20 protein-coding genes are annotated in these 20,981 nt (G+C 57.5%); 6 read left to right on the forward strand and 14 right to left on the reverse strand.

All coding sequences use genetic code 11. The annotated features are described in order from the left end of the window. Positions 1-42 precede the first annotated feature (42 nt). On the reverse strand, positions 43-822 hold the full coding sequence (locus FA92_RS12295; protein ID WP_013358598.1) for a helix-turn-helix transcriptional regulator: 780 nt from the start codon (positions 820-822) through the stop codon (positions 43-45). Positions 823-930: 108 nt separating this feature from the next. Between FA92_RS12295 and FA92_RS12300 the strand changes: the two genes are divergently transcribed. Together FA92_RS12300 and flk are read left to right on the forward strand one after the other, a co-directional pair. Beyond that, on the forward strand, positions 931-1,830 hold the full coding sequence (locus tag FA92_RS12300; protein WP_033783743.1) for a DMT family transporter: 900 nt from the start codon (positions 931-933) through the stop codon (positions 1,828-1,830). Positions 1,831-2,042: 212 nt separating this feature from the next. Further along, positions 2,043-3,089 (forward strand): flagella biosynthesis regulator Flk, encoded by a 1,047-nt coding sequence (gene flk / locus FA92_RS12305; protein WP_033733397.1) that lies wholly within the window; start codon positions 2,043-2,045, stop codon positions 3,087-3,089. A 1-nt stretch (position 3,090) separates the two neighbouring features. Here the strand turns inward: flk and FA92_RS12310 are convergent, their stop codons facing one another. Beyond that, positions 3,091-3,534, reverse strand: a complete 444-nt coding sequence (locus FA92_RS12310) for a rhodanese-like domain-containing protein (protein ID WP_033783744.1) — start codon at positions 3,532-3,534, stop codon at positions 3,091-3,093. An 87-nt stretch (positions 3,535-3,621) separates the two neighbouring features. On the opposite strand from FA92_RS12310, the gene FA92_RS12315 reads away from it, so the two are divergent. Next, positions 3,622-5,046, forward strand: a complete 1,425-nt coding sequence (locus FA92_RS12315) for a PLP-dependent aminotransferase family protein (RefSeq protein WP_033783745.1) — start codon at positions 3,622-3,624, stop codon at positions 5,044-5,046. An 85-nt stretch (positions 5,047-5,131) separates the two neighbouring features. Here the strand turns inward: FA92_RS12315 and fabB are convergent, their stop codons facing one another. Continuing rightward, positions 5,132-6,352 carry a beta-ketoacyl-ACP synthase I gene (fabB, locus tag FA92_RS12320; protein ID WP_033783746.1) on the reverse strand — a complete coding sequence of 407 codons (1,221 nt, stop codon included), beginning with the start codon at positions 6,350-6,352 and terminating at the stop codon, positions 5,132-5,134. A gap of 154 nt (positions 6,353-6,506) precedes the next feature. Here fabB and mnmC point away from each other — a divergent pair, with 154 nt between their 5' ends. After that, entirely contained in the window at positions 6,507-8,513 is a 2,007-nt protein-coding gene (mnmC, locus tag FA92_RS12325) for a bifunctional tRNA (5-methylaminomethyl-2-thiouridine)(34)-methyltransferase MnmD/FAD-dependent 5-carboxymethylaminomethyl-2-thiouridine(34) oxidoreductase MnmC (RefSeq protein WP_033783747.1), read from the forward strand. A 33-nt stretch (positions 8,514-8,546) separates the two neighbouring features. Here mnmC and FA92_RS12330 read toward each other — a convergent pair whose 3' ends face one another. Genes FA92_RS12330 through prmB form a run of 6 tightly spaced genes read right to left on the reverse strand, consistent with a single transcriptional unit; the run spans position 8,547 to position 13,133 of the window. Continuing rightward, a complete protein-coding gene (locus tag FA92_RS12330; RefSeq protein ID WP_003854283.1) occupies positions 8,547-8,831 on the reverse strand; it encodes a YfcL family protein in 285 nt (94 codons plus the stop codon). Between the two features lie 32 nt (positions 8,832-8,863). After that, positions 8,864-9,409 carry an elongation factor P hydroxylase gene (locus tag FA92_RS12335; RefSeq protein WP_033783748.1) on the reverse strand — a complete coding sequence of 182 codons (546 nt, stop codon included), beginning with the start codon at positions 9,407-9,409 and terminating at the stop codon, positions 8,864-8,866. Positions 9,410-9,428: 19 nt separating this feature from the next. Beyond that, entirely contained in the window at positions 9,429-10,232 is an 804-nt protein-coding gene (locus FA92_RS12340) for a sulfite exporter TauE/SafE family protein (RefSeq protein WP_013358606.1), read from the reverse strand. Between the two features lie 8 nt (positions 10,233-10,240). Continuing rightward, on the reverse strand, positions 10,241-11,065 hold the full coding sequence (gene mepA, locus FA92_RS12345; protein WP_033783749.1) for a penicillin-insensitive murein endopeptidase: 825 nt from the start codon (positions 11,063-11,065) through the stop codon (positions 10,241-10,243). Between the two features lie 4 nt (positions 11,066-11,069). Then, positions 11,070-12,155, reverse strand: a complete 1,086-nt coding sequence (gene aroC / locus FA92_RS12350) for a chorismate synthase (protein ID WP_033783750.1) — start codon at positions 12,153-12,155, stop codon at positions 11,070-11,072. A gap of 45 nt (positions 12,156-12,200) precedes the next feature. Next, entirely contained in the window at positions 12,201-13,133 is a 933-nt protein-coding gene (gene prmB, locus FA92_RS12355) for a 50S ribosomal protein L3 N(5)-glutamine methyltransferase (protein WP_033783751.1), read from the reverse strand. Between the two features lie 159 nt (positions 13,134-13,292). On the opposite strand from prmB, the gene smrB reads away from it, so the two are divergent. Then, the gene (smrB, locus tag FA92_RS12360; protein ID WP_013358610.1) at positions 13,293-13,841 is read left to right on the forward strand and encodes an endonuclease SmrB; all 549 of its coding nucleotides are present in this window, start codon (positions 13,293-13,295) and stop codon (positions 13,839-13,841) included. 28 nt (positions 13,842-13,869) lie between these two features. Here smrB and sixA read toward each other — a convergent pair whose 3' ends face one another. From sixA to FA92_RS12380, 4 genes are all read right to left on the reverse strand, one after another. Then, the gene (sixA, locus tag FA92_RS12365; RefSeq protein ID WP_013358611.1) at positions 13,870-14,352 is read right to left on the reverse strand and encodes a phosphohistidine phosphatase SixA; all 483 of its coding nucleotides are present in this window, start codon (positions 14,350-14,352) and stop codon (positions 13,870-13,872) included. Positions 14,353-14,576: 224 nt separating this feature from the next. Beyond that, entirely contained in the window at positions 14,577-16,673 is a 2,097-nt protein-coding gene (gene fadJ / locus FA92_RS12370; RefSeq protein WP_033783752.1) for a fatty acid oxidation complex subunit alpha FadJ, read from the reverse strand. Next, complete coding sequence (gene fadI / locus FA92_RS12375) at positions 16,673-17,983, reverse strand: acetyl-CoA C-acyltransferase FadI (protein WP_033783754.1); 1,311 nt, start codon at positions 17,981-17,983, stop codon at positions 16,673-16,675. Before fadI ends, fadJ begins: the two co-directional genes overlap by 1 nt. A gap of 158 nt (positions 17,984-18,141) precedes the next feature. Continuing rightward, positions 18,142-18,438: a YfcZ/YiiS family protein gene (locus FA92_RS12380; protein WP_081093852.1), complete on the reverse strand. Its 297-nt coding sequence runs from the start codon at positions 18,436-18,438 to the stop codon at positions 18,142-18,144. Between the two features lie 358 nt (positions 18,439-18,796). Here FA92_RS12380 and fadL point away from each other — a divergent pair, with 358 nt between their 5' ends. Beyond that, positions 18,797-20,080, forward strand: coding sequence for a long-chain fatty acid transporter FadL (gene fadL / locus FA92_RS12385; RefSeq protein ID WP_033783755.1), 1,284 nt, complete (start codon positions 18,797-18,799; stop codon positions 20,078-20,080). Between the two features lie 62 nt (positions 20,081-20,142). Here fadL and mlaA read toward each other — a convergent pair whose 3' ends face one another. Beyond that, the gene (mlaA, locus tag FA92_RS12390; protein WP_013358617.1) at positions 20,143-20,907 is read right to left on the reverse strand and encodes a phospholipid-binding lipoprotein MlaA; all 765 of its coding nucleotides are present in this window, start codon (positions 20,905-20,907) and stop codon (positions 20,143-20,145) included. Positions 20,908-20,981 lie beyond the last annotated feature (74 nt).

The raw sequence follows: 20,981 nt of genomic DNA on the forward strand, positions 1-20,981 counted from the left end.
TCTGTTACATGTGAGGCAATTATTCTGGCACAAAGCGACGCGTTAGCCTAACCGCGCACGGTAGCGATCGGGCGTGGTGCCTGCCTGTTGCTGGAACATCACAATCAGCGCCGAGGCGGAACTGTATCCCAGCTCATGGGCGATACTCTGCACGCTTTCTCCCTGCTCCAGCAGCACGATAGCGCGCAGAAACCGCAGGCGCTGCCGCCACTCACCAAACGTCATATGCAGATGCTGCTGGCAGCGTCGCGCCAGCGTCCGTTCGGTGGTAAAGACCCGCGCCGCCCAGCCAGCCAGCGTGGTGTTATCGCCAGGATGCGCTTCCAGTGCATGTAACACCGGTGCGAGAAATTTATCCTGCGAGGTGGGCAGATAGCTCTCCTGCACCTGCGCCACCTGCAGGCGATCGCGCAACACCTCGCACAGCCGCCACTGCGCATCCGTTGCAGGTTGCTCGATTTGCTGCTCAGCGAAATCGTCCATGATGGCGTGTGCAATGGGATCCACCAGCATCAGACAGGCGCGCCGGGGTAAATCGGCGCAGAGCGAGGCCGCCAGATTAAAGGTGCGGAACTGCGCCTGACGATGGTTATAGCTACTGTGCAACTGACCTGGCGGGATCCAGACCGGAATGTCGGCCGGCGTCAGCAAGCGCTCGCCCTCGACCTGCATCTCCAGGACGTGGCTTTTCACCATGATCAGCTGGCCCCAGGCATGTGAATGTGGCAGATATTCGGTGCGGGCATTGGCCTGTTCATAGCGCATAAAGTAGCGTAGCTGCGGTGCATTCACCGGCGGCTGGTAGGTCACTTTCAGGCTCATTCTGTCCGCTCATTCGCTCATTTTGTCCGATATTAACTATCTGGATAAATCCGGACAAGCGTACACTGCGCCTCATTAATGGCGTGTGATGATGTATGGAGAGTCAGCATGTTTTTCCTGTACCCACTCTTTGCGGTGATGATCTGGTCGATCAACTCAATTGTCAGCAAACTGTCGGCCAGTGCGATCGATCCGGCAGCGATCTCCTTCTATCGCTGGCTGCTGGCGCTGCTGGTGCTGACCCCCTTTGTGCTGCCTGGGGTGTGGCGCATGCGTAAGAGCATCAGACCGCACCTCTGGCGGCTGGCGATCCTTGGGCTGCTCGGCATGGTGCTCTATCAGAGCCTCGCCTATTACGCGGCGCACAGCGTCAGCGCGCTCTTTATGGGCATTATCGGCGCGCTGATCCCGCTGCTCACCGTACTGCTGAGCGTGGTTATCCTGCGAATTGCGCCAACGCTCGGTATCCTGCTCGGCAGTGTCATCTCTTTTTGCGGGCTGGTGTGGCTGGTCAGTGAGGGTGACGTGATGCAACTGCTGAATCACGGCATGGGAAAAGGTGAACTGATGATGCTGGCCGCTTCCACCTCTTATGCGCTGTATGGCGTCCTGACGAAACGCTGGGCGCTGCCACTGCCAATCTGGCAGAGTCTCTATGTGCAGATCGTATTTGGCGTACTGCTGTTGCTGCCCGGCTTTTTACTGGCACCAGACGTGTCGCTAAACTGGCATAACCTGCCACTGGTGGCATTTGCCGGACTGTTCGCCTCCATCATCGCGCCCTTTTTATGGATCCACGGCGTGCAGCGCCTGGGGGCCAGCACTACCAGCATTTTTATGAATCTGACGCCGCTGTTCACCGCGTTGATCGCCGTGCTGTTTCTGCATGAGCAACTGCACAGTTACCACTGGATTGGCGGGGGTCTGACGCTGGGCGGTGTGATACTGGCGCAGCGGCTGCGTACACCTTTAACCCGGCATAAACCGGTCACTCAGCCACCATCCTGAATCGCACCCTCTGCGGATGACGGAAGATGGCTGCGGTGAGTAAAGATGCAGCTGAAGGTAGTAGTAAATAAAGGCGGCTGAGGTCACAACTGAAGCGTAAATCTCGCGCCGAAACGCGAGTCCCCCGTGGGATTTCCCGGGGGGTTTTGCTATCATGGCCTATTCGTTTTCCGGCGCACCCCACGCTGTTCTGTTTTCCCAAGGAATCCGCCATGCAACCTCTCAGCGGCCCCGGTGCGCCGGTCGATCGTTCATCAGTCAATCCGCAAACCGGCGTGCCCCGTCACGGTTCTGTGGCGGGCGAACAACCTCTCTCCCCTGCCCAGCGCACGACACTAGAGCGCCTGATCGTGCGTATCTTATCGCTCAGCAATCTTAAAGCGCCTGAACTCTGGGCGGGCGTCCGTCATGAAGTGGGTGTAAAGAGTGAAGCCGAGTTACAGTCGCGTCATTTTCCGGCGGCAGAACAGTATCTGAATAGTCGCCTGACACAGGCGCAGAACGGGCATGGCACCCGCCAGCTGATGACTCAGCTCACCGAGCTGCTGCCGAAAGGTAATAACCGCCAGGCCGTCAGCGATTTTATCCGTCAGCAGTTTGGTCAGACCGTTCTGAGCGCGCTGAGCCAGGATCAGCTGCGCCAGGTGCTGACGATGCTGCAGAATGGCCAGATGACGATTCCCCAGCCGCAGCAGATCCGCGTCAGCGATCGCACGCTGCTGCCTGCTGAGCACCATACCCTGAATCAGCAGGTGGTGCGCCTGGCCGCCGCCACCGGCGAATCCACCGGTAAGCTGTGGTCGGCGGCGCTGAAACTGGTGAATCTGACCAGCGGCGATCCGATCCCCTCACGCCACTTCCCGCTGCTGACACAATACCTGCAGGTACGTCAGACGCTGAGTCAGCACAGTGCACCAACGCTGCAACTGCTGGAAGCGTCCCTGAAGCAGCCGCTCGATCAGCAGGAACGGCAGCAGCTGGAGGATTATAGCCAGCAGCGTTTTCAGGCGACGCCGCAGATGGTTCTGACTACGGCACAGACGCAGGATCTGCTGAACTTCCTGTTCAGCCGTCGCGCTGACCGGGCAGAAAAACTTCTCGAACAGCCGCTGGCACCCAGCGAGATTAAACCTCAGCCGATCTGGTCACCGTTTGTTGCATCGCTGCCGCCCGCGATACAGCCGCTGGCGCAGCGTCCCCTGCTGGGATTCTTTGTCGCACTGGTGGTTATCACCCTTTTACTCTGGCTGGTACTCTGAGTCAGCAGCCGCAGGATGCTATGGGCGCGGCGGCAGGCCATTCGCCCGCTGCATCACCCCAGGTCAGCGGATGACCGTCACGTTTCCAGAAATCCAGCCCGCCGATTAACTCCTTCACCTGAAATCCCAGCGATGCCAGTTTCCAGGCCGCTTTCGTCGACCCGTTACAGCCAATGCCGTCACAATAGGTGACAAACACTTTGCTGCGATCGAGTCTGGCCGTCGTGGTGGCGTCCATCCCGCGATGCGGAAAGCTTATCGCACCGCAGATATGCCCGGCGCGATAAGCCTCCGGCGCACGGGCATCGATCACCACAATTTCTGGTGCCTGACGAGCCAGATCTTCCGCCAGATCCCAGGCGTCGGTGTAATAAGCGAGTTTTGCCTGCAAATAATCGAGGCTTTGCTGCGGCGTGGCGGCCGGAATCTGTAAAACCGATGACATAGCGATTCTCCTGTTGTGGTGAAGTCGCAGTTTACGGCAAAGTGGACTGCTTACTGATACCCATTCCATAGCAGGGATAAGACCCATATGTCTTCACCGCTGTTACAACTTTTCCAGCACCAGGCCAGTGGCGGCGTGCGTGAGCGGCTATGCTCTACCCTGCGGCTGGCGATCAACCTTCACCATCTGCACGCCGGTCAGCAATTACCCTCCAGCCGGCAGCTGGCGCAGGATCTGCAGGTGTCTCGTGTGACGGTAGAAGCGGCCTACGGCCAGCTGGAGAGTGAGGGCTACCTGCGACGCGAAACCGGCCGAGGCACCTTTGTCGCTATCGTTATCCCTGCCAGTCCCCTATCCGCACCGGTACGGCCTCAGCCCGCCCGCTTTTCGGCGCGGGGCCAGCAGGTGCTGGCAACCGGCGGCTGTCAGGATCCCCCTTTTCCGCACGCATTCGCCGCCGGTTCACCGGAGTTACGCGCTTTTCCTCACGATACCTGGCGGCGCCTGAGCAACAGCGTGCAGCGTTCACTGGGCAGCGCGGCAATGGGATACGGCGATCCCTGCGGCTATCTGCCGTTGCGCAGCGCACTCGCTGATTATCTGGCGCTCTCACGAGGCGTAACGTGCCAGCCGGGGCAGGTCATCATTCTGACCAGTTCACAACAGGCGCTGCAGTTGCTGGCGATGATGTTCGTCGATCCTGGTGATGAGGTATGGATGGAGGAACCAGGCTATCCCGGAGCACGTAATGCCTTTATGGCCGCAGGTGCACAGGTGCACGGGATTGCGGTCGATGCCGAAGGTGCTATCCCTGCCAGCGGCAATCCGAAGCTGATGTATCTGACGCCCTCGCATCATTATCCAACCGGCGTCACGCTCAGCCTGCCCCGGCGTCTGGCATGGCTCGACTGGGCGCAGCGCAACCAGTGCTGGTTAATCGAAGATGACTACGACAGTGAGTTTCATTACGACGAACGGCCTGTTCCTGCGCTGCAGGGACTGGATCGCCAACAGCGGGTGATCACGCTGGGCACCTTCTCGAAGTCGCTTTTTCCCTCTCTGCGTCTGGCATGGATGGTGGTGCCGCCTGCGCTGATTACGCCCATTGGTCAGGCACGCAGCGTGCTCGATGGGCACAGCGCCCTGCTGCCACAGGCCGTCACTGCCGCCTTCCTGCAGCAGGGACATTTCGCCAGCCATCTGCGGCTGATGCGTCAGCTCTATCGCAGCCGTCGCGATCGGTTATTTGAGCAGATTGAGCAGCGGCTCTCGCCATGGATGACGCCGATAGCCAGCGGCGGCGGATTACAGCTGACGGTGAAATTGCAGAAGGATGAAGCGCGCTTAACCGCGCTGGCGGCACAAGAGGGTTTGCTGCTGCCGCGTCTCAGTCCGCTCTATGCCGGATCAGTGTCGCAGCAAGGCTGGATACTGGGCTTTGCCGCGCTGACGCCTGACGAGATTGTGGCAGGATGCGATACCTTGCTGCGGCTGCTGCAGCGGGAGGCTTAATACCGAGGGGTAAACGAGGTCACGCAGAGGAGCTGAAAAACAAAAAGGGCCGGCAAGCCGGCCCTTCAGCGTACTGACGTAATGATTATGCCTGATATTTACGCATGGTCAGGGTGGCGTTGGTGCCGCCGAAACCAAAGCTGTTAGACATCACGGTGGTCAGCTCTTTTTCCATCGGCGCAGTGACGATGTTCATACCGGTTGCAGCCGCATCCAGCGAGGTGATGTTGATGCTTGGCGCAATAAAACCATGCTCCAGCATCAGCAGCGAGTAGATCGCTTCCTGCACACCAGCGGCACCCAGTGAGTGGCCGGTCATCGCTTTAGTCGCTGAAATGTAAGGCGTGTTATCGCCAAACACTTCACGAATCGCACCCAGCTCTTTCACATCACCTACCGGAGTAGAGGTTCCGTGGCTGTTCAGATAGTCGATTGGCGTATCGACACCGTTCATCGCCATCTTCATGCAGCGCACTGCGCCTTCACCTGATGGGGCAACCATATCTGCACCGTCTGACGTCGCGCCGTAACCAACGATTTCGGCATAGATGTGCGCACCACGTGCCAGCGCATGCTCCAGCTCTTCAACCACCACCATGCCGCCGCCACCGGCGATAACAAAGCCGTCGCGCTCATTGTCATAAGTACGTGACGCTTTCTCTGGCGTGTCGTTGTAACGGGTAGAGAGCGCGCCCATGGCGTCGAACTCACAGGCCATTTCCCAGCACAGCTCTTCGCCGCCGCCCGCAAAAACGATATCCTGTTTGCCGAGCTGAATCTGCTCAACGGCATTACCGATACAGTGCGCAGAGGTGGCACAGGCGGAGCTAATCGAGTAGTTTACGCCATGAATTTTGAATGGCGTGGCGAGGCAGGCAGAAACGCCAGAGGCCATCGCTTTGGTGACCACATAGGGGCCAACCGCTTTCAGGCCGCGTGGGCTGCGCATAGCATCCGCACCAAACACCTGGAAGCGTGGAGAACCGCCGCCTGAACCCGCAATCAGACCCACGCGTGGGTTGCTCTGATACATTTCAGTGGTAAGGCCGGAATCTTTAATCGCTTCTTCCATGGAAAGATAAGCATAGATGGACGCATCACTCATAAAACGCACAACTTTGCGATCGATGAGGCCGGTGGTATCTAATTTAACGTTACCCCAGACGTGACTACGCATGCCGGAATCTTTCATCTCTTCAGAAAAGGTGATGCCAGAGCGTCCTTCACGCAGAGATGACAGTACCTCTTGCTGGTTATTACCAATACTGGAAACGATCCCTAAGCCAGTAATCACAGCACGTTTCATTCAATCTTCCTCATCCACTTCTTCTTAATTGGCATGCACTTTAGCGTACACTTGTACGCCGAACAAGTCCGATCAGCTATTTCCTTTTGTAAATTTGCGTCATGTCACGTGGGTCGTTAGAATCGCGCCACTGCCTGAAAAACGAGCCTTTACCGTGAAATTAACCCCGGTTGAACATGCACAGCTGAACTGGAATGAACAGGGTACACCTGTTTCCCGAGCGTTTGGCGACGTCTATTTCTCTAATGACAATGGTCTGGAAGAGACACGCTATGTCTTCCTTGGCGGCAACGGTTTTCCCGGGCGTTTTGCAGCGCATCCGCGCGATCTGCTGATCGTGGCGGAAAGCGGTTTTGGCACTGGCCTCAACTTTCTGACGCTGTGGCAGGCGTTCGATGCGTTTCAGCGCGAACAGCCCGATACCACGTTAAAACGTCTGCACTTCATCAGCTTTGAGAAATTTCCGTTAACCCGTGAAGACCTGGCTGCTGCGCAGCAGCACTGGCCGGAACTGGCTCCCTGGGCCGAAGCGCTGCAGGCGCAGTGGCCTGCGGCCCTGCCCGGCTGTCAGCGCCTGCTGTTTGACGGCGGACGCATCACGCTCGACCTGTGGCTCGGCGATATTAACCAGCTGATGGGAGAGCTGGATGAGAGCCTGCATCGTCAGGTGGATGCCTGGTTCCTGGATGGCTTCGCGCCGTCGAAGAACCCGGATATGTGGACGCCGGAACTGTTCGGCATGATGGCAAAGCTGGCGCGTCCACAAGGGACCTTCGCAACCTTTACCGCCGCAGGCATCGTCCGGCGCGGCCTGCAGGAGGCAGGCTTTACCGTCATCCGCCGCAAGGGATTTGGCCCGAAGCGCGAAATGCTGTGCGGACCATTGCAGGATGCGCCTCCGTTACCCAGCCCGCAGCCCTGGTATCATCGTCAATCTGCGGAGCAGCGTGATATTGCCCTGATTGGCGGCGGCGTCGCCAGTGCCACTTTAGCGCTGGCGCTGCTACGTCGCGGCTGGCGGGTCACCCTTTACTGTGCCGACGAAGCCCCCGCGCTGGGCGCGTCCGGTAATCGTCAGGGCGCGCTCTATCCGCTGCTCAACCAGCACGACCCGGCGCTCGCCACCTTTTTCCCGGCGGCCTTCAGCTTCGCCCGGCGGCTCTACGATCAGTTGACCGTCACCTATGAGCATCACTGGAGCGGCGTGCTTCAACTGGGCTGGGATGAGAAAAGCCGTAAGAAGATTGATCAGATGCTGGCGATGGGTTTGCCCGAATCCATCGCTCGTGGCGTGGATGTCGCAGAGGCGGAGAAACTGGCAAATGTTGACCATGGCTGTAGCGGCATTTTCTACCCTGAAGGTGGCTGGCTCTCACCGGCCGAGCTGACCAGCGCGATGCTGGCTTATGGCGAAACCCAGGGCTTACGCATTCACTGGCTGCACAGGGTGAGCAGCCTTTCACGGGATGATGATCACTGGACGCTGACGTTCAGCGATCGCCCGGCGGTCCGTCATCCGACGGTGGTGCTGGCTAACGGACATGCGATGGCCGACGTTGCGCAGAGCGCCCCGCTGCCGACCTATCCGGTGGCCGGTCAGGTGAGCCATGTTCCGTCAACCCCGGGCCTCGACGCGCTGCAGACCGTGCTCTGTTACGACGGCTATCTGACGCCCGTCAGCCCGCAGTTCGGCACCCACTGTATTGGTGCCAGCTATCATCGTGGCGAAACCGCAATGGATTACCGGGAAGAGGATCAGCAGGAGAACCGCAGCCGACTGCTGGATTGCCTGCCTGACCGTCGCTGGGCAGAGAGCGTGGATGTCAGTAGCGGCGAGGCGAGAATGGGTGTGCGCTGCGCCACGCGGGATCACCTGCCGATGGTGGGCGGCGTGCCGGATTATGACGCTACGCTTCTGCAGTACGCTGATTTACCGGCTCAGCTGGCCGCAAGTCACGATATCGCTGATGCGCCCGATCTGGCGGGCCTGTATCTGTTTGGTGCGCTGGGATCGCGCGGCCTGTGCAGTGCGCCGCTGGCAGCCGAAGTGCTGGCAGCCCAGCTGACGGGCGAGCCGCAGCCGCTGGACGCGAGTACGCTGGCAGCGCTTAATCCGAATCGTTACTGGGTGAGGAAATTACTGAAGGGAAAAGCAGTTTAGCCGATGCTGAGGGCGGCACGCCGCCCTGCAACGTTATGCGGAGAGCTGGCGTGCCTGAACAAACAGGTTGTCCCACATTCCGACCACTAATGCCTGGTCGCGCGGTGAGAGTTCTCCGGCAGCAATGGCATTTTGCAGGCTGCGGGAGACCTGAATCTGCAGCGCTTCTGGCGTATGTTCGCCCAGTTGCTCCACTTCGGCCACAGCCAGTGTCAGATGCCCACGCAGATAACCGCTGGCGAACAGCTCATCGTCACTGGCATGCTCGACCATGTCGTCAATCAGGGCCAGAATACGCGCTTCAAATTCTGCGATCATCTCAATTCCTCTATTAATAATGCCTTCCTGCATCACAGATCGTCCGGCCAGGGAAACTGTGACGCTGTTAATGAAGGCCTGCCATAAAATTCCGCCAGAGCGGTAATAAAACGCGCGGGACGGTCGGGAATGCCCGACGTCAGATAGCTCATGACCTGAGCATGCACTTTACGCTGGAACGCAATGCGATCCGGCTCACAATCTCCGTCGAGATTGTCACAACTCACGTTGAAGGGAAAGCCTGCCGCCATACAAAACATCCACTCCAGTGCCTGCGGCTTCACTTCAACCGCTTCAAACTGACTCTGGGTCAGCGCATCGCGGCCATCCGGGCAGTACCAGTAGCCAAAATCGACCAGTTTGCGGCGTGCTTCACCGGCAATGCACCAGTGAGAGATCTCATGCAGGGCGCTGGCGTAAAAGCCGTGGGCAAAGACCACACGGTTCCACGGCGACTCAGCATCAGCAGGAAGATAGATCGGTTCATCGTCGCCTTTAATCAGGCGGGTCTGAAATTCATCGCTGAAGCAGCGATCAAACAGCGTGATCAGCTGTTCATAATGATGGGTCAGGTTCATGACGGTATCGCGTTTCAGGTTACGAATGCAGCGTGGCAAGCCAGGCCATAACTTCGCTGCCGTGGCTATCCCACAATAATTTAATGCTCATGACGGCAGAAACAATCACCACCATCGGGCGGATCAGTTTCTGTCCGCGGCTCAGCACCAGCCGTGCGCCCAGACGCGCACCACAGAAGGCACCGAGCATCATGATCAGACCGGTTCCCCACACCACTTTGCCGCCGAACATAAAGAACAGCAGGCTGCCCATGTTTGAGGTGAAGTTGAGTACCTTGGCATGCGCGGTCGCTTTGGCCAGGTTGTAGCCGCAGAGGGTAACGAAAGCCAGCGCATAAAACGAGCCTGCGCCCGGCCCGAAAAATCCGTCATAAAATCCTACTGCCCCGCCGCCCACCAGCGCATAAGGCAGGCCATGCAGGCGGCGCGCCTGATCGACTTCGCCCAGTTTTGGCATCAGCAGGAACCACAGGCCAATCGCGATCAAAAACAGCGGCAGCATCTGGCGCAGGAAGTCAGCCTGCAGGCGCTGAATCAGTATCGCGCCCAGAATGGACCCCAGCAGCGTCATGGCGATGTTCAGCCACTGCTCATTCAGATTGACCGCACCGCGCCGCACAAAGTAGAGGCTTGCGGAAAACGAGCCGCCGACCGATTGCAGTTTATTGGTCGCCAGCGCCTGCGCCGGAGAGAGGCCCGCTGCCAGCAGTGAAGGTACCGTCAGTAACCCCCCGCCACCGGCGATGGAGTCAATAAAACCAGCCAGCATGGCGATTAAAAACAGCAGCCCGACCAGTAGCGGGCTGACAACAAACCACTCCATGGAATCCCTTACAGTAGATGTTTATCCAGCAGAGCCTGACAGGCAGGCGGTAATGGCGGCGGCTCACGTTTCACCGGTGCGCCTGACCCAGGCTGTTTCGGCAGGAACCAGCTCTGCAACTCGGCGCCACAACCATCGCCAGCCGGCGGTGCGGGCTGATCTTCACAGCCGATACTGCCCGCCGGGCAGCGCAACCGAACATGCATGTGGGCACGATGCGCGAACCACGGGCGCACTTTCCGCAGCCAGTCGCGATCGTTACCCGCGTCTGCACAAAGCTGCTTTTTAATCGCCGGATTGACGAAGATACGCGTAACATCGTCGTCTTTTGCGGCCAGTTTAATCAGGCTGTCGATTTCCGGCTGCCAGTGACGCGCATTCACATTCTTATCGCCCGGCCCGACCAGATCCAGCGGCTGGGGCTTCAGCAGCTGCTGCGCGCTCCAGCGTGTTTTTGGCAGTTGCAGCCAGATATCGACATCCAGCCCGGTCTGGTGACTGGCGTGACCGCTGCTGAACCGCCCACCTGCGGCCATGCCCATATCGCCAATCAGCACGTTACCCAGTTGCAGATTATGCACCTGGGTGCTGAGCCGCTGAATAAACTGAATCAGATCGGGATGGCCGAAGTAGCGCCGCTGATCCTGACGCATCACCTGATAGTGCGGTGAATTCAGCGGCAGTGCCTGTGCGCCGACGATACAGCCGTTGGCGAAGCCACCAATTGACTGCGGTGCGCCACTGATCGGCTGCTGAATCTGTTGCCACGGCGTTGCGGCTAGGCTGGAGGCGCTGATCAGCAGCGCACTCAGCGTAAGCAAAATAGCCTTCATGCCATCACCAGCGCGGTACAGAGCTGTTGACGTCACCGTTCTGCGCCCGCTGGCGCAGCAGATGATCCATCAGGACGATCGCCATCATCGCCTCGGCGATCGGCACAGCGCGGATCCCGACGCAGGGATCGTGGCGACCTTTAGTGATCATCTCCACCTCTTCGCCGTCGCGGGTAATGGTTTTACCTGGCACGGTGATGCTGGAGGTCGGTTTCATCGCCAGATTAGCGCTGATGGTCTGCCCGCTGCTGATGCCGCCCAGAATGCCGCCGGCGTGGTTGCTCTGGAAACCATCGTGGCGGATCTCGTCACGATGCTGACTGCCGCGCTGGTTCACCACCGCGAAGCCGTCACCGATTTCAACGCCTTTCACGGCATTGATGCTCATCAGCGCATGCGCCAGATCGGCGTCCAGTCGGTCAAAGACCGGCTCGCCCAGGCCTGGCGGCACGTTGTCTGCCATAACCGTGACTTTGGCACCGATGGAGTCGCCCTCTTTTTTCAGGCCGCGCATTAGTTCATCCAGCGCCTCGAGCTTGTCGGCATCCGGGCAGAAGAACGGGTTCTGCTCCACGATGCTCCAGTCTTTTAGCTCACAGGCGACATCACCAATCTGTGACAGATAGCCACGTACCACGACACCGTGTTTCATCTGCAGATATTTCTTGGCAATCGCACCAGCTGCCACACGCATCGCGGTTTCACGCGCCGATGAGCGGCCACCGCCACGATAGTCGCGCTGACCATATTTCTGCTCGTAGGTGTAATCAGCATGGCCCGGACGGAAGAGATCTTTGATGGCACCGTAATCCTGCGAGCGCTGATCGGTGTTCTCAATCAGAAGGCCGATCGAGGTGCCGGTGGTCACACCCTCAAAGACACCGGACAAAATTTTCACCTGATCCGGCTCGCGGCGCTGCGTGGTATAGCGCGACGTGCCAGGACGGCGGCGATCGAGGTCATGCTGAATATCTGCTTCAGTCAGCGGGATGCCTGGCGGCACACCGTCAACGATACAGCCCAGTGCCAGACCGTGGGACTCGCCAAAGGTCGTTACTCGAAAAAATTGCCCGATGCTGTTTCCGGCCATGCTGTTTCCTTGTCAGAGTTCGGCGGGCGAGGCTTCGCCCCACTTTTAGTCTTTGTAAAAAGAGAAATGGTGTTGTGCGTCGACAATCTGCTGGCGCGTCAGCGTGAAGACGCCGTCGCCGCCGTTGTCGAATTCCAGCCAGGTGAAGGGCACATCGGGATACTGCTCGATCATGTGCACCATGCTGTTGCCCACTTCGCAGACCAGTACGCCCTGCTCGCTAAGATAGTCGGGCGCGCAGGCCAGAATGCGGCGTACCAGCTTCAGGCCGTCGCTGCCCGCCGCCAGACCCAGCTCCGGTTCGTGGCGATATTCGTTCGGCAGATCGTCCATATCTTCCGCATCAACGTACGGCGGATTGGTGACGATCAGATCATATTTCAGCTGTGGCAGTTCGCGGAACAGGTCAGCACGAATCGGCGTCACCTGGTGGATGAGTCCATGCTCTTCAATGTTCTGTTCGGCTACCGCCAGCGCACCGGTGGAGATATCCACGGCGTCCACTTCGGCTTCCGGGAAGGCATAAGCGCAGGCAATCGCGATACAGCCGCTACCGGTACACATATCCAGAATATGACGCGGTGGTGTGCTGACCAGACCGGCAAAGCGGTTCTCAATCAGCTCGCCAATCGGTGAACGCGGTACCAGCACGCGCTCATCGACAAAGAATTCGTGCCCGCAGAACCAGGCTTTATTGGTCAGATAGGCGACAGGAATACGCTCGTTAACGCGACGGATGACACGCTCAACAATCAGCAGACGTTCGCTGGCGGTGAGACGCGCACTGCGCATATCTTCAGGAATATCCAGCGGCAGCCAGAGTGACGGCAGGACCAGTTGAACGGCTTCGTCCCAGGGATTGTCTGTGCCATGTCCGTACCAGATTCCGGCAGCGGAAAAGCGGCTTACCGCCCAGCGCAGCATGTCCTGAATGGTGTGCAGTTCGTTCACTGCCTCATCGACGAAAATTTTGTCCACGTAGCCCTCCGCAGGCCTTTTGCTAAATCGGCCAGTAGTGTGCCATGAAGCCGGGGAGAATTCAGCGCAGCAAGGTGAAAAAGCTGACATTTAATGACATTAATCGGTAAGGTATCGCCTATGCTGTGTAGCAAACTTTTCTTAGATAACTGACCCGTCATGAGTAAAAAAACACCCTTAAGCCCGGATGACCAGGCGCTGTTCCGACAGTTAATGACTGGCACACGTCAGTTGAAACAAGATACTTTCGTGCACAAATTACCGGTTAAAACCCGCGAACTGCCGGTAAAACGTCTGCTTTCAGAGCAGGCGGACAACAGCCATTACTTTTCGGATGAGTTTCAGCCGCTGCTCTCCACCGAAGGGGCCACCCGTTATGTGCGCGCCGATGTCAGCCACTTTGAGCTGAAAAAACTGCGTCGTGGCGACTATACGCCGGAGATTTTCCTCGATCTGCATGGCTTAACGCAGCAGCAGGCCAAGCAGGAACTGGGCGCACTGATCGCTGCCTGCCGCCGTGAACATCTGTTCTGCGCCAGCGTCATGACCGGTCATGGAAAGCATATTCTGAAGCAGCAGACGCCGCTGTGGCTGGCCCAGCACCCGTGGGTGATGGCTTTTCACCAGGCACCGAAGCTGTTTGGCGGTGATGCCGCACTGCTGGTTTTGATTGAGATTGAGGAGTGGCAACCGCCTGAGTTGCCCTGAAAGGGGCCGGAGGATCGGCCCACAGACGTCAGATCGCTTTCGCCAGCTTTTTGGGACTAACCTGCCACAGGAGTTTACCGGCATGCTGTGCCGGATCGAATTCCACGCAGGCAATAGCGGAAGTGGCAAACATAGGGGGGGCTTCCTGCGGGCACAGTTCAGAGACTAAATACCCCACCAGCGGTAGGTGAGAGATCACCAGTGCCGATTTCACGCCTTCATTTGCCAGGGTCTGCAGATAGCACCCGACCATTTCCGGATCGCCGCCCGGCGTTAACTCCGGCAGAACATCCTGGTTTTCCGGCAGTGGAAAAGCTTCACGCACGGTCGCGAGGGTTTGCTGCGCGCGTAAATAGGGACTCACCAGGACACGCTCTATGTCCGGCGTCTGGCTGTTGAGCCAGTTGGCCATCTGGCGTGATTCATTGCAGCCACATAAGGTTAAAGGCCTGACTGAATCACTGGCTGCTTCCAGAGCCGCATCGCCGTGACGCATGATAAAAACTTGCATAAAGCACCGCTGTTGTTTGTCGACATCGCCCGACGCCTGGCGCCTGACTCTTCACTCTGCGAATGAACGCTGTGTTTTACCCTAATGGCTTCAGTATAGTCAACCGGTTGTTTATTAAATAAGCGCTTCTCAGAATCATGCTGCGCCGCACACTCTGGCGGCGCTTTTCTAACCCGCTGAATCGGATTGGTTATTCCATTTACAGCAGAAATGTAAAATTTCGTCTACTTCCTGGTCGCTTCAATCAGTGCTTCGCAGGGCGTAAATCGCTCGCCATGCTGCTGCGTGAGGCGGGTTAATCGGTTGACCACCTCCGCCGCACCCAGTTTGTCCATATAGTGGAACGGCCCCCCCAGAAAAGGCGGAAAGCCGATACCAAACACCGCACCGATATCGCCATCGCGGGCACAGCGAATGACCTGCTCATCAAGGCAGCGGGCCGCCTCATTCAGCATCATCATCATGCAGCGTTCCGCAATCTGCGCTTCGCTCTGTCTGGCCTGCGGCGTGACTTTCAGCAACGTATACAATGAAGTGTCAGTTTTTTTTCGCTGCCAGCGCGGCTGGTCATAGCGATAGAAGCCTTTACTGTTTTTACGACCCTTGCGGCCATCTTTCAGCACCGCATCAAAAGCAGCGGGCGCGGCAAAGCGTTCACCATAAGCCTGATGCAGGATGGGACTGATTTTGCTGCCGACGTCGATGCCTACCTCATCCAGCAACTGAATCGGACCCACCGGAAAACCAGCCTTTACCAGCGCCCGATCGATATGGTCAATCGGCTCGCCCTCCAGCAGGCAACGCATCGCTTCATTTATATAGGGCGTCAGGATGCGGTTAACATAGAAGCCAGGCTTGTCCGCCACCACTATCGGCGTTTTGCCCTGGCTGCGCGCCAGCGCCACAATCGTCACCACCGTTGCGGTGGAGGTGTTCAGATGGGGAATCACTTCCACCAGCGGCATTTTATCGACCGGGCTGAAGTAGTGCAGCCCGATGACGTTCTGCGGACGCTGTGCTTTGGCGGCAATCTCTTCAATCGGCAGCGAAGAGGTGTTAGAAGCAAACAGCGTATGCGGCTGACAGTGGGCTTCCACTTCGCTGACCATCTGCTGCTTGAGTGCTAAATCTTCGAACACGGCTTCGATCACCACATCGCGCTGTGAGAAACCCTGATAATTGATGCCGCCCGTGATCCGGGCCATCTGCTGCTGACGCTGTGCCGGAGTGAGCTGGCGTCGTTTGACCTTTTTGCTCAGCAGTTCCCAGCTGGTTTTCAGCGCATGGTTAACGCCTTCCAGGCTGATATCTTTGATGCGCACCGGCAACCCGGCATTGATTGCGGTGACGCTGGCGATGCCACCGCCCATCAGACCGCCGCCGAGAATTGCGACACGCTTCACCGCAGCGGGTTCCGCCTCACCACCCCGCTCCTTCTTCATGGCGGTGGTCGCGAAAAAGATCCCGCGCAAAGCAACAGATTCCGGCGTCATCGCCAGTTCACCGAAGGCACGCGCTTCAGCATCATGTCCGGCCCGGCTGCCCTGCTCCAGCCCGATGCGCACCACCTCAATAATGCGGTTTGCTGCCGGATAGTTACCCTGAGTTTTGGCTGCAGTCTGCCGGGTCGCAAGCGCAAACAGCGCCTGACGGCCCACCGGACCGTGCAGCAGACGGTCGCGCAGCGGCAGCGTTCGACCGCTGACTTTGCCCTTTTTCACCCGTGCGATAGCCGTCTCCAGCAAAATCGCCTGAGGTACCGCGTCATCGACCACTCCCAGCTTACGTGCCTGTTTCGCCCGCAGCGTTTTGCCGGTCAGAATCAGCGGCAGCGCCTGCTGCACGCCAATTAACCGCGGCAGTCGCTGAGTGCCACCGGAGCCGGGCAGTAAGCCGAGTTGCACTTCCGGTAATCCGAGACGGGTTTTATCATCAAGCGAGCAGATGCGCGCATCGCAGGCCAGCGCCAGCTCCAGCCCGCCGCCCAGACAGGCACCATGAATTGCGGCCACTACCGGGAATGGCAGCGCATCAAGCGCAGCCATCACTTCCTGCCCCTGTTTTGCCAGCGCTTCGGCTTCCTGCGCGCTCTGACAACGATCAATCATGCTGATGTCGGCGCCCGCGATAAAGTTGTCCGCTTTGCCAGAAATCAGCACCAGTCCTGCCAGCTGAGGATCGCGTCGCGCCTCCGCAATGATGGCGGTAATCTGCCCGGCAAATTCTGCTTTCAGGGTGTTCATCTTCTCGCCAGGGACATCGATTGTAATGATGCCAACGTGATCCAGTCGCATCTTCAGGTGAAACGCATTCTGCTCCATTATTCGGCCTCCAGAACCATTGCCGCACCCAGACCGCCCGCCGCACACGCTGTGACCAGTCCTAACCCGCCACCGCGACGGCGTAATTCATTCAGCGTCTGGGTGATCATACGCGCGCCCGTGGCAGCAAAAGGATGACCATAGGCGATTGAACCACCCAGCACGTTAAAGCGCTCTTCATTCACTTCGCCCAGCGCATGCGGACGATTGAGCACCTCACGGGCAAAGCGCTCGTCGCGAAACAGTTGCAGATTGCTCAGCGTCTGGGCCGCAAACGCTTCGTGCATATCGATTAGCGTCAGATCGGACAGCGTAATCCCGGCGCGATCCAGCGCCAGCGGGGAGGAGTACGCCGGGCCCAGCAGCATATCCTGCTGTACACCAATCGCGGTAAACGCGTAGCTGCGCAGATAGCCCAGCGGCGTGACACCGAGTTCACGGGCGCGGCCTTCGCGCATCAGAATCACGGCGGCCGCACCGTCGGTGAGTGGCGTGCTGTTGGCCGCCGTGACGCTGCCGTGCTGACGATCAAACGCCGGGCGTAAGCGGGCATAATCCTCTGCTCTGGCGTTCATGCGGACGTTATTGTCCTGGTCGATAGCGGTTTTCCACGGCGGCACAAAGGCTGCCATCACTTCCTGATTGAGTACCCCGGATTGCCAGGCGCGGGCGGCATGCTGATGAGATCGCAGCGCCAGCGCATCCTGTGCCTCACGGGTGATGCCATGACTCTTTGCCATCTGCTCGGCGGTGTCACCCATGCGCAGGCCGGTTGAATACTCGGCCACCGCGGGCGGCACCGGCAGCAGATCGCGCGGACGCAGACGTTTAAGGATGTGCAGTTTTTGCCCAAGGCTGCGGGCTTTATTGAGATCCAGCAGCGCGCGAGCCAGTGTTTTACTGACGCCGATTGGCAGCACTGAAGAGGAGTCTGCGCCTCCGGCAATGCCCGCAGAAATCGTGCCAGCCAGCAGGCTTTCTGCCACATTCGCTACCGCCTGGAAACTGGTGGCGCAGGCACGGCTGACGCTATAGGCATCGGTGTGCACATCAAGTCCGCTGCTCAGTACAATTTCACGCGCAATGTTCGGCGCTTCCGGCATCTGCACCACCTGACCAAAGACCAGTTGCTCGATCACCTCAGCCGGCAGTTCACTGCGCGCCATTAATTCGCTGATTACCATCCGCCCCAGCTCAATGGCGGGAATGCCATGAAAGCCGGTCGCCTGGCGCAAAAAAGGGGTGCGTAACCCATGGGTTATTGCGATGCGTTCACCATCACGCGTCAGCAGCGGCTGCGCTTTGCTCATTGTTCTCACCTGTAGCTGGGACTGTGGCATCATTGCCTGAAGAGGTCTGACCTGATCAGTGTTAACCACAAGCGGGTGAGCCGCCAATACCGGAAAGGAAAAAGTGCGAAGGGAGACACGAAAATGAAAAACGCCGCATTAACGCGGCGTTATGAGACTTAACGCAAACCGAGCTGAAAAATCATCGTTTCAGCCTGGCAGCTGAAAGTAAAATCGATATCCAGCTGCACGCCCTGATCCACTTCACTGAAGCGCGACTCAATCACACAGGGTTCCGATTCAACTTCACGTGCACGTTCTGTCAGGAGCGCTAATTTGGCTTCCGCATCGGCACGCTGAGCAAACCACTCCGACCAGCTGGCGGTGCAATCGGTATTATCCATTACCGTGCCCACATCAACACAACAGCAGGCTGCTGTTTCGGTCGCACTGCATTTTTTAATGGCATCAGTCATTTCATTCTCCTGACCAGCGATCTGGTGGGTTGAGCGATTTTATGACCGAAATTTTACCTGCTCGCGTAAAGATGCGCCATGTACACGGCGCTAAGTGACGAATATCACAATAAAAATTGATCCAGAACAAACTGGAATCGGTATGCTGTGCAGAATCAGGGCAGTTTTGTTATGCAGATCGAATTTTAAGCGATCAACCCTGAAATATTTTAAAAACAATATTGCAACATGCACACAGGTCGGACCTATACTCTCCGCACTGGTCTGATATGTGCGTTTTACATCAGTCCCTACAATCCGCCGTCCTTTGTTACGCGACGTTATAGCGTTAAATAATAATTCACATGAGGTTGTGGTCATGAACCATAAAAACCTGTTTGCAAAGTCAGCCGTGGCGGCTGCAGTGGCGCTTGTCTCTTCACACGTTTACGCAGCTGGATTTCAGTTAAATGAGTTTTCTACGATTGGTTTAGGTCGCGCATATTCAGGCGAAGGGGCAATGGGTGATACGGCGGCATCAGCCAGCCGTAACCCGGCGACGATGGCGTTGATGGATCGTCCGGAATTTTCTATCGGTGCGGTTTATATTGCGCCAGACGTCAATATCAGTGGTCGCAGTCCCAGCGGACGCAGCCTGGATGCTAATAATATTGCACCGAATCAGTGGGTCCCCAATATTCATTATGTTCAGCCCATCAACGATCAGTGGTGGATCGGCGCGTCTGCAACCTCTAACTATGGCTTAGCAACAGAGTTTAATAATGGTTACACCGCGGGGGGTTACGGCGGTAAAACCGATCTGGTAACCGGCAATTTTAATCTCAGCACCGCGTACCGCTTAAATGAACATTTTAGTTTTGGCGTCGGTTTTGATGCGGTTTATGCGAAAGCTAAAATTGAACGCTATGCCGGTGAGTCAGGCGCAAGACTGGGCGTTCCGGCTGATACGCAGGTTGCCCATCTGAAAGGCGATGAGTGGGGATATGGCTGGAACGCCGGTATTCTGTATGAAGTAGATGAGAATAACCGCTTCGGCTTTACCTATCGTTCCGAAGTGAAAGTCGACTTTGATGGCGATTACAAGAGCAGCCTTTCATCCCGGCTGAATGCGGTGAATAACCCGGAAGTATCAGGCGTGCCGTTTGGCACCAACGGCACCACCGTTCCAGGTGCATTAACCCTGAATCTGCCAGAGATGTGGGAAGTATCGGGCTGGCATAAAGTGGCTCCGCAGTGGGCGATTCACTACAGCATGGCGTATACCAGCTGGAGCCAGTTCCAGGAGCTGAAAGCCACGGGTTCAAATGGCCAGACGCTATTCTATAAAGATGAAAGCTTCCGCGATGCTTATCGCATTGCCCTGGGCACCACCTATTCCTACGACAAGAACTGGACTTTCCGCACCGGTATCGCGTTTGATGATAGCCCGGTACCGGCTGACAAGCGTTCTATCTCTATTCCGGACCAGGATCGTTTATGGCTGAGTGCCGGTACATCCTATGCCTTTAACGATGATGCCTCGGTCGATTTGGGCATCTCTTATATGCATGGCCAGAAAGTGACGGTGAAAGAAGGTCCTTATACCTTTACCTCTGAAGGTAAAGCCTGGCTTTACGGCGCGAACTTTAACTACAAGTTCTGATTGTCGGGCGGGATCAAAAAGGGCGACTATGATAAGTCGCCCTTTTTGTCACTGCGGATCGCTTACTGCGAATCGATATCCTTCAGGTCATCCTGAATCGCGGCTGCGTTAGGATTGTCTTCCGGCTTGAGCTTACCGCCACGCGCCAGGAAGTCGTGACGCTGGAAGTAGGCGTTACGGATAAAGGCGTATGGATCGCTCTGCTGTTTCAGGATGGCATCAGAATCCAGCAACTGAGCGCGGGTCTCGATACCTTCCAGCGTCCATTTACCAATCGACATTGGCCAGGTCAGCCAGCCGAGGATCGGATAGAGCGTATCAACATAGTCGCCGCCATCCTGACGAACCGTGAAGCTGCCGTAAGCAGGCAGTTCAACATAAGGCCCGTAGCCGACGCCATAGTGACCCAGCGTGGTACCGAAACGATGCGGCTCTTCACGCGCCAGTTCCGGGTTGGCTTTACCGGCAACGTCGATGAATCCTCCCAGTCCCAGCACGCTGTTCAGGAAGAAACGGGTAAAGTGAATGCCCGCATCACGTCCGTTGCCGACCAGAATGGCGTTGACCATACTGGCTGGCTCTTCCAGGTTGCCGAGGAAATTGCTCAGGCCGGTACGTGCCGGGACCGGCACATAATCACGCCATGCGACAGCGACCGGACGAAGCACGTACGGATCCAGCACGTTGTAGTTAAAGTTAAACATCGTGCGGTTAAAGCCTTCGAATGGATCGCTGCGCTGCGCAGGATCGCTATTCGCCGGCTTTGAACTGGCACAACCCACCAGAAGGACGCTGGCCATAGCCAGGCTGGTCAGGCGATAATTCATTCCAATCTCCCTGTGCGGATGAAAAAGGTCAGCCCATCGTTCAGGTCACAGCCCTGTCGTATCGGCTTATCCGA

Origin of the sequence: Pantoea sp. 9140 (assembly GCF_000745295.1) — a bacterium.
In the GTDB taxonomy this organism is placed as follows: Bacteria; Pseudomonadota; Gammaproteobacteria; order Enterobacterales; family Enterobacteriaceae; genus Pantoea; species Pantoea vagans.

Excerpts from the sequence above, each read along its gene's own strand:
- FA92_RS12295 (WP_013358598.1), bottom strand. The coding sequence starts at position 822 with ATGAGCCTGAAAGTGACCTACCAGCCGCCGGTGAATGCACCGCAGCTA.
- FA92_RS12300 (WP_033783743.1), top strand. The coding sequence starts at position 931 with ATGTTTTTCCTGTACCCACTCTTTGCGGTGATGATCTGGTCGATCAAC.
- flk (WP_033733397.1), top strand. The coding sequence starts at position 2,043 with ATGCAACCTCTCAGCGGCCCCGGTGCGCCGGTCGATCGTTCATCAGTC.
- FA92_RS12310 (WP_033783744.1), bottom strand. The coding sequence starts at position 3,534 with ATGTCATCGGTTTTACAGATTCCGGCCGCCACGCCGCAGCAAAGCCTC.
- FA92_RS12315 (WP_033783745.1), top strand. The coding sequence starts at position 3,622 with ATGTCTTCACCGCTGTTACAACTTTTCCAGCACCAGGCCAGTGGCGGC.
- fabB (WP_033783746.1), bottom strand. The coding sequence starts at position 6,352 with ATGAAACGTGCTGTGATTACTGGCTTAGGGATCGTTTCCAGTATTGGT.
- FA92_RS12330 (WP_003854283.1), bottom strand. The coding sequence starts at position 8,831 with ATGATCGCAGAATTTGAAGCGCGTATTCTGGCCCTGATTGACGACATG.
- FA92_RS12335 (WP_033783748.1), bottom strand. The coding sequence starts at position 9,409 with ATGAACCTGACCCATCATTATGAACAGCTGATCACGCTGTTTGATCGC.
- FA92_RS12340 (WP_013358606.1), bottom strand. The coding sequence starts at position 10,232 with ATGGAGTGGTTTGTTGTCAGCCCGCTACTGGTCGGGCTGCTGTTTTTA.
- mepA (WP_033783749.1), bottom strand. The coding sequence starts at position 11,065 with ATGAAGGCTATTTTGCTTACGCTGAGTGCGCTGCTGATCAGCGCCTCC.
- aroC (WP_033783750.1), bottom strand. The coding sequence starts at position 12,155 with ATGGCCGGAAACAGCATCGGGCAATTTTTTCGAGTAACGACCTTTGGC.
- smrB (WP_013358610.1), top strand. The coding sequence starts at position 13,293 with ATGAGTAAAAAAACACCCTTAAGCCCGGATGACCAGGCGCTGTTCCGA.
- sixA (WP_013358611.1), bottom strand. The coding sequence starts at position 14,352 with ATGCAAGTTTTTATCATGCGTCACGGCGATGCGGCTCTGGAAGCAGCC.
- fadJ (WP_033783752.1), bottom strand. The coding sequence starts at position 16,673 with ATGGAGCAGAATGCGTTTCACCTGAAGATGCGACTGGATCACGTTGGC.
- fadI (WP_033783754.1), bottom strand. The coding sequence starts at position 17,983 with ATGAGCAAAGCGCAGCCGCTGCTGACGCGTGATGGTGAACGCATCGCA.
- FA92_RS12380 (WP_081093852.1), bottom strand. The coding sequence starts at position 18,438 with ATGACTGATGCCATTAAAAAATGCAGTGCGACCGAAACAGCAGCCTGC.
- fadL (WP_033783755.1), top strand. The coding sequence starts at position 18,797 with ATGAACCATAAAAACCTGTTTGCAAAGTCAGCCGTGGCGGCTGCAGTG.
- mlaA (WP_013358617.1), bottom strand. The coding sequence starts at position 20,907 with ATGAATTATCGCCTGACCAGCCTGGCTATGGCCAGCGTCCTTCTGGTG.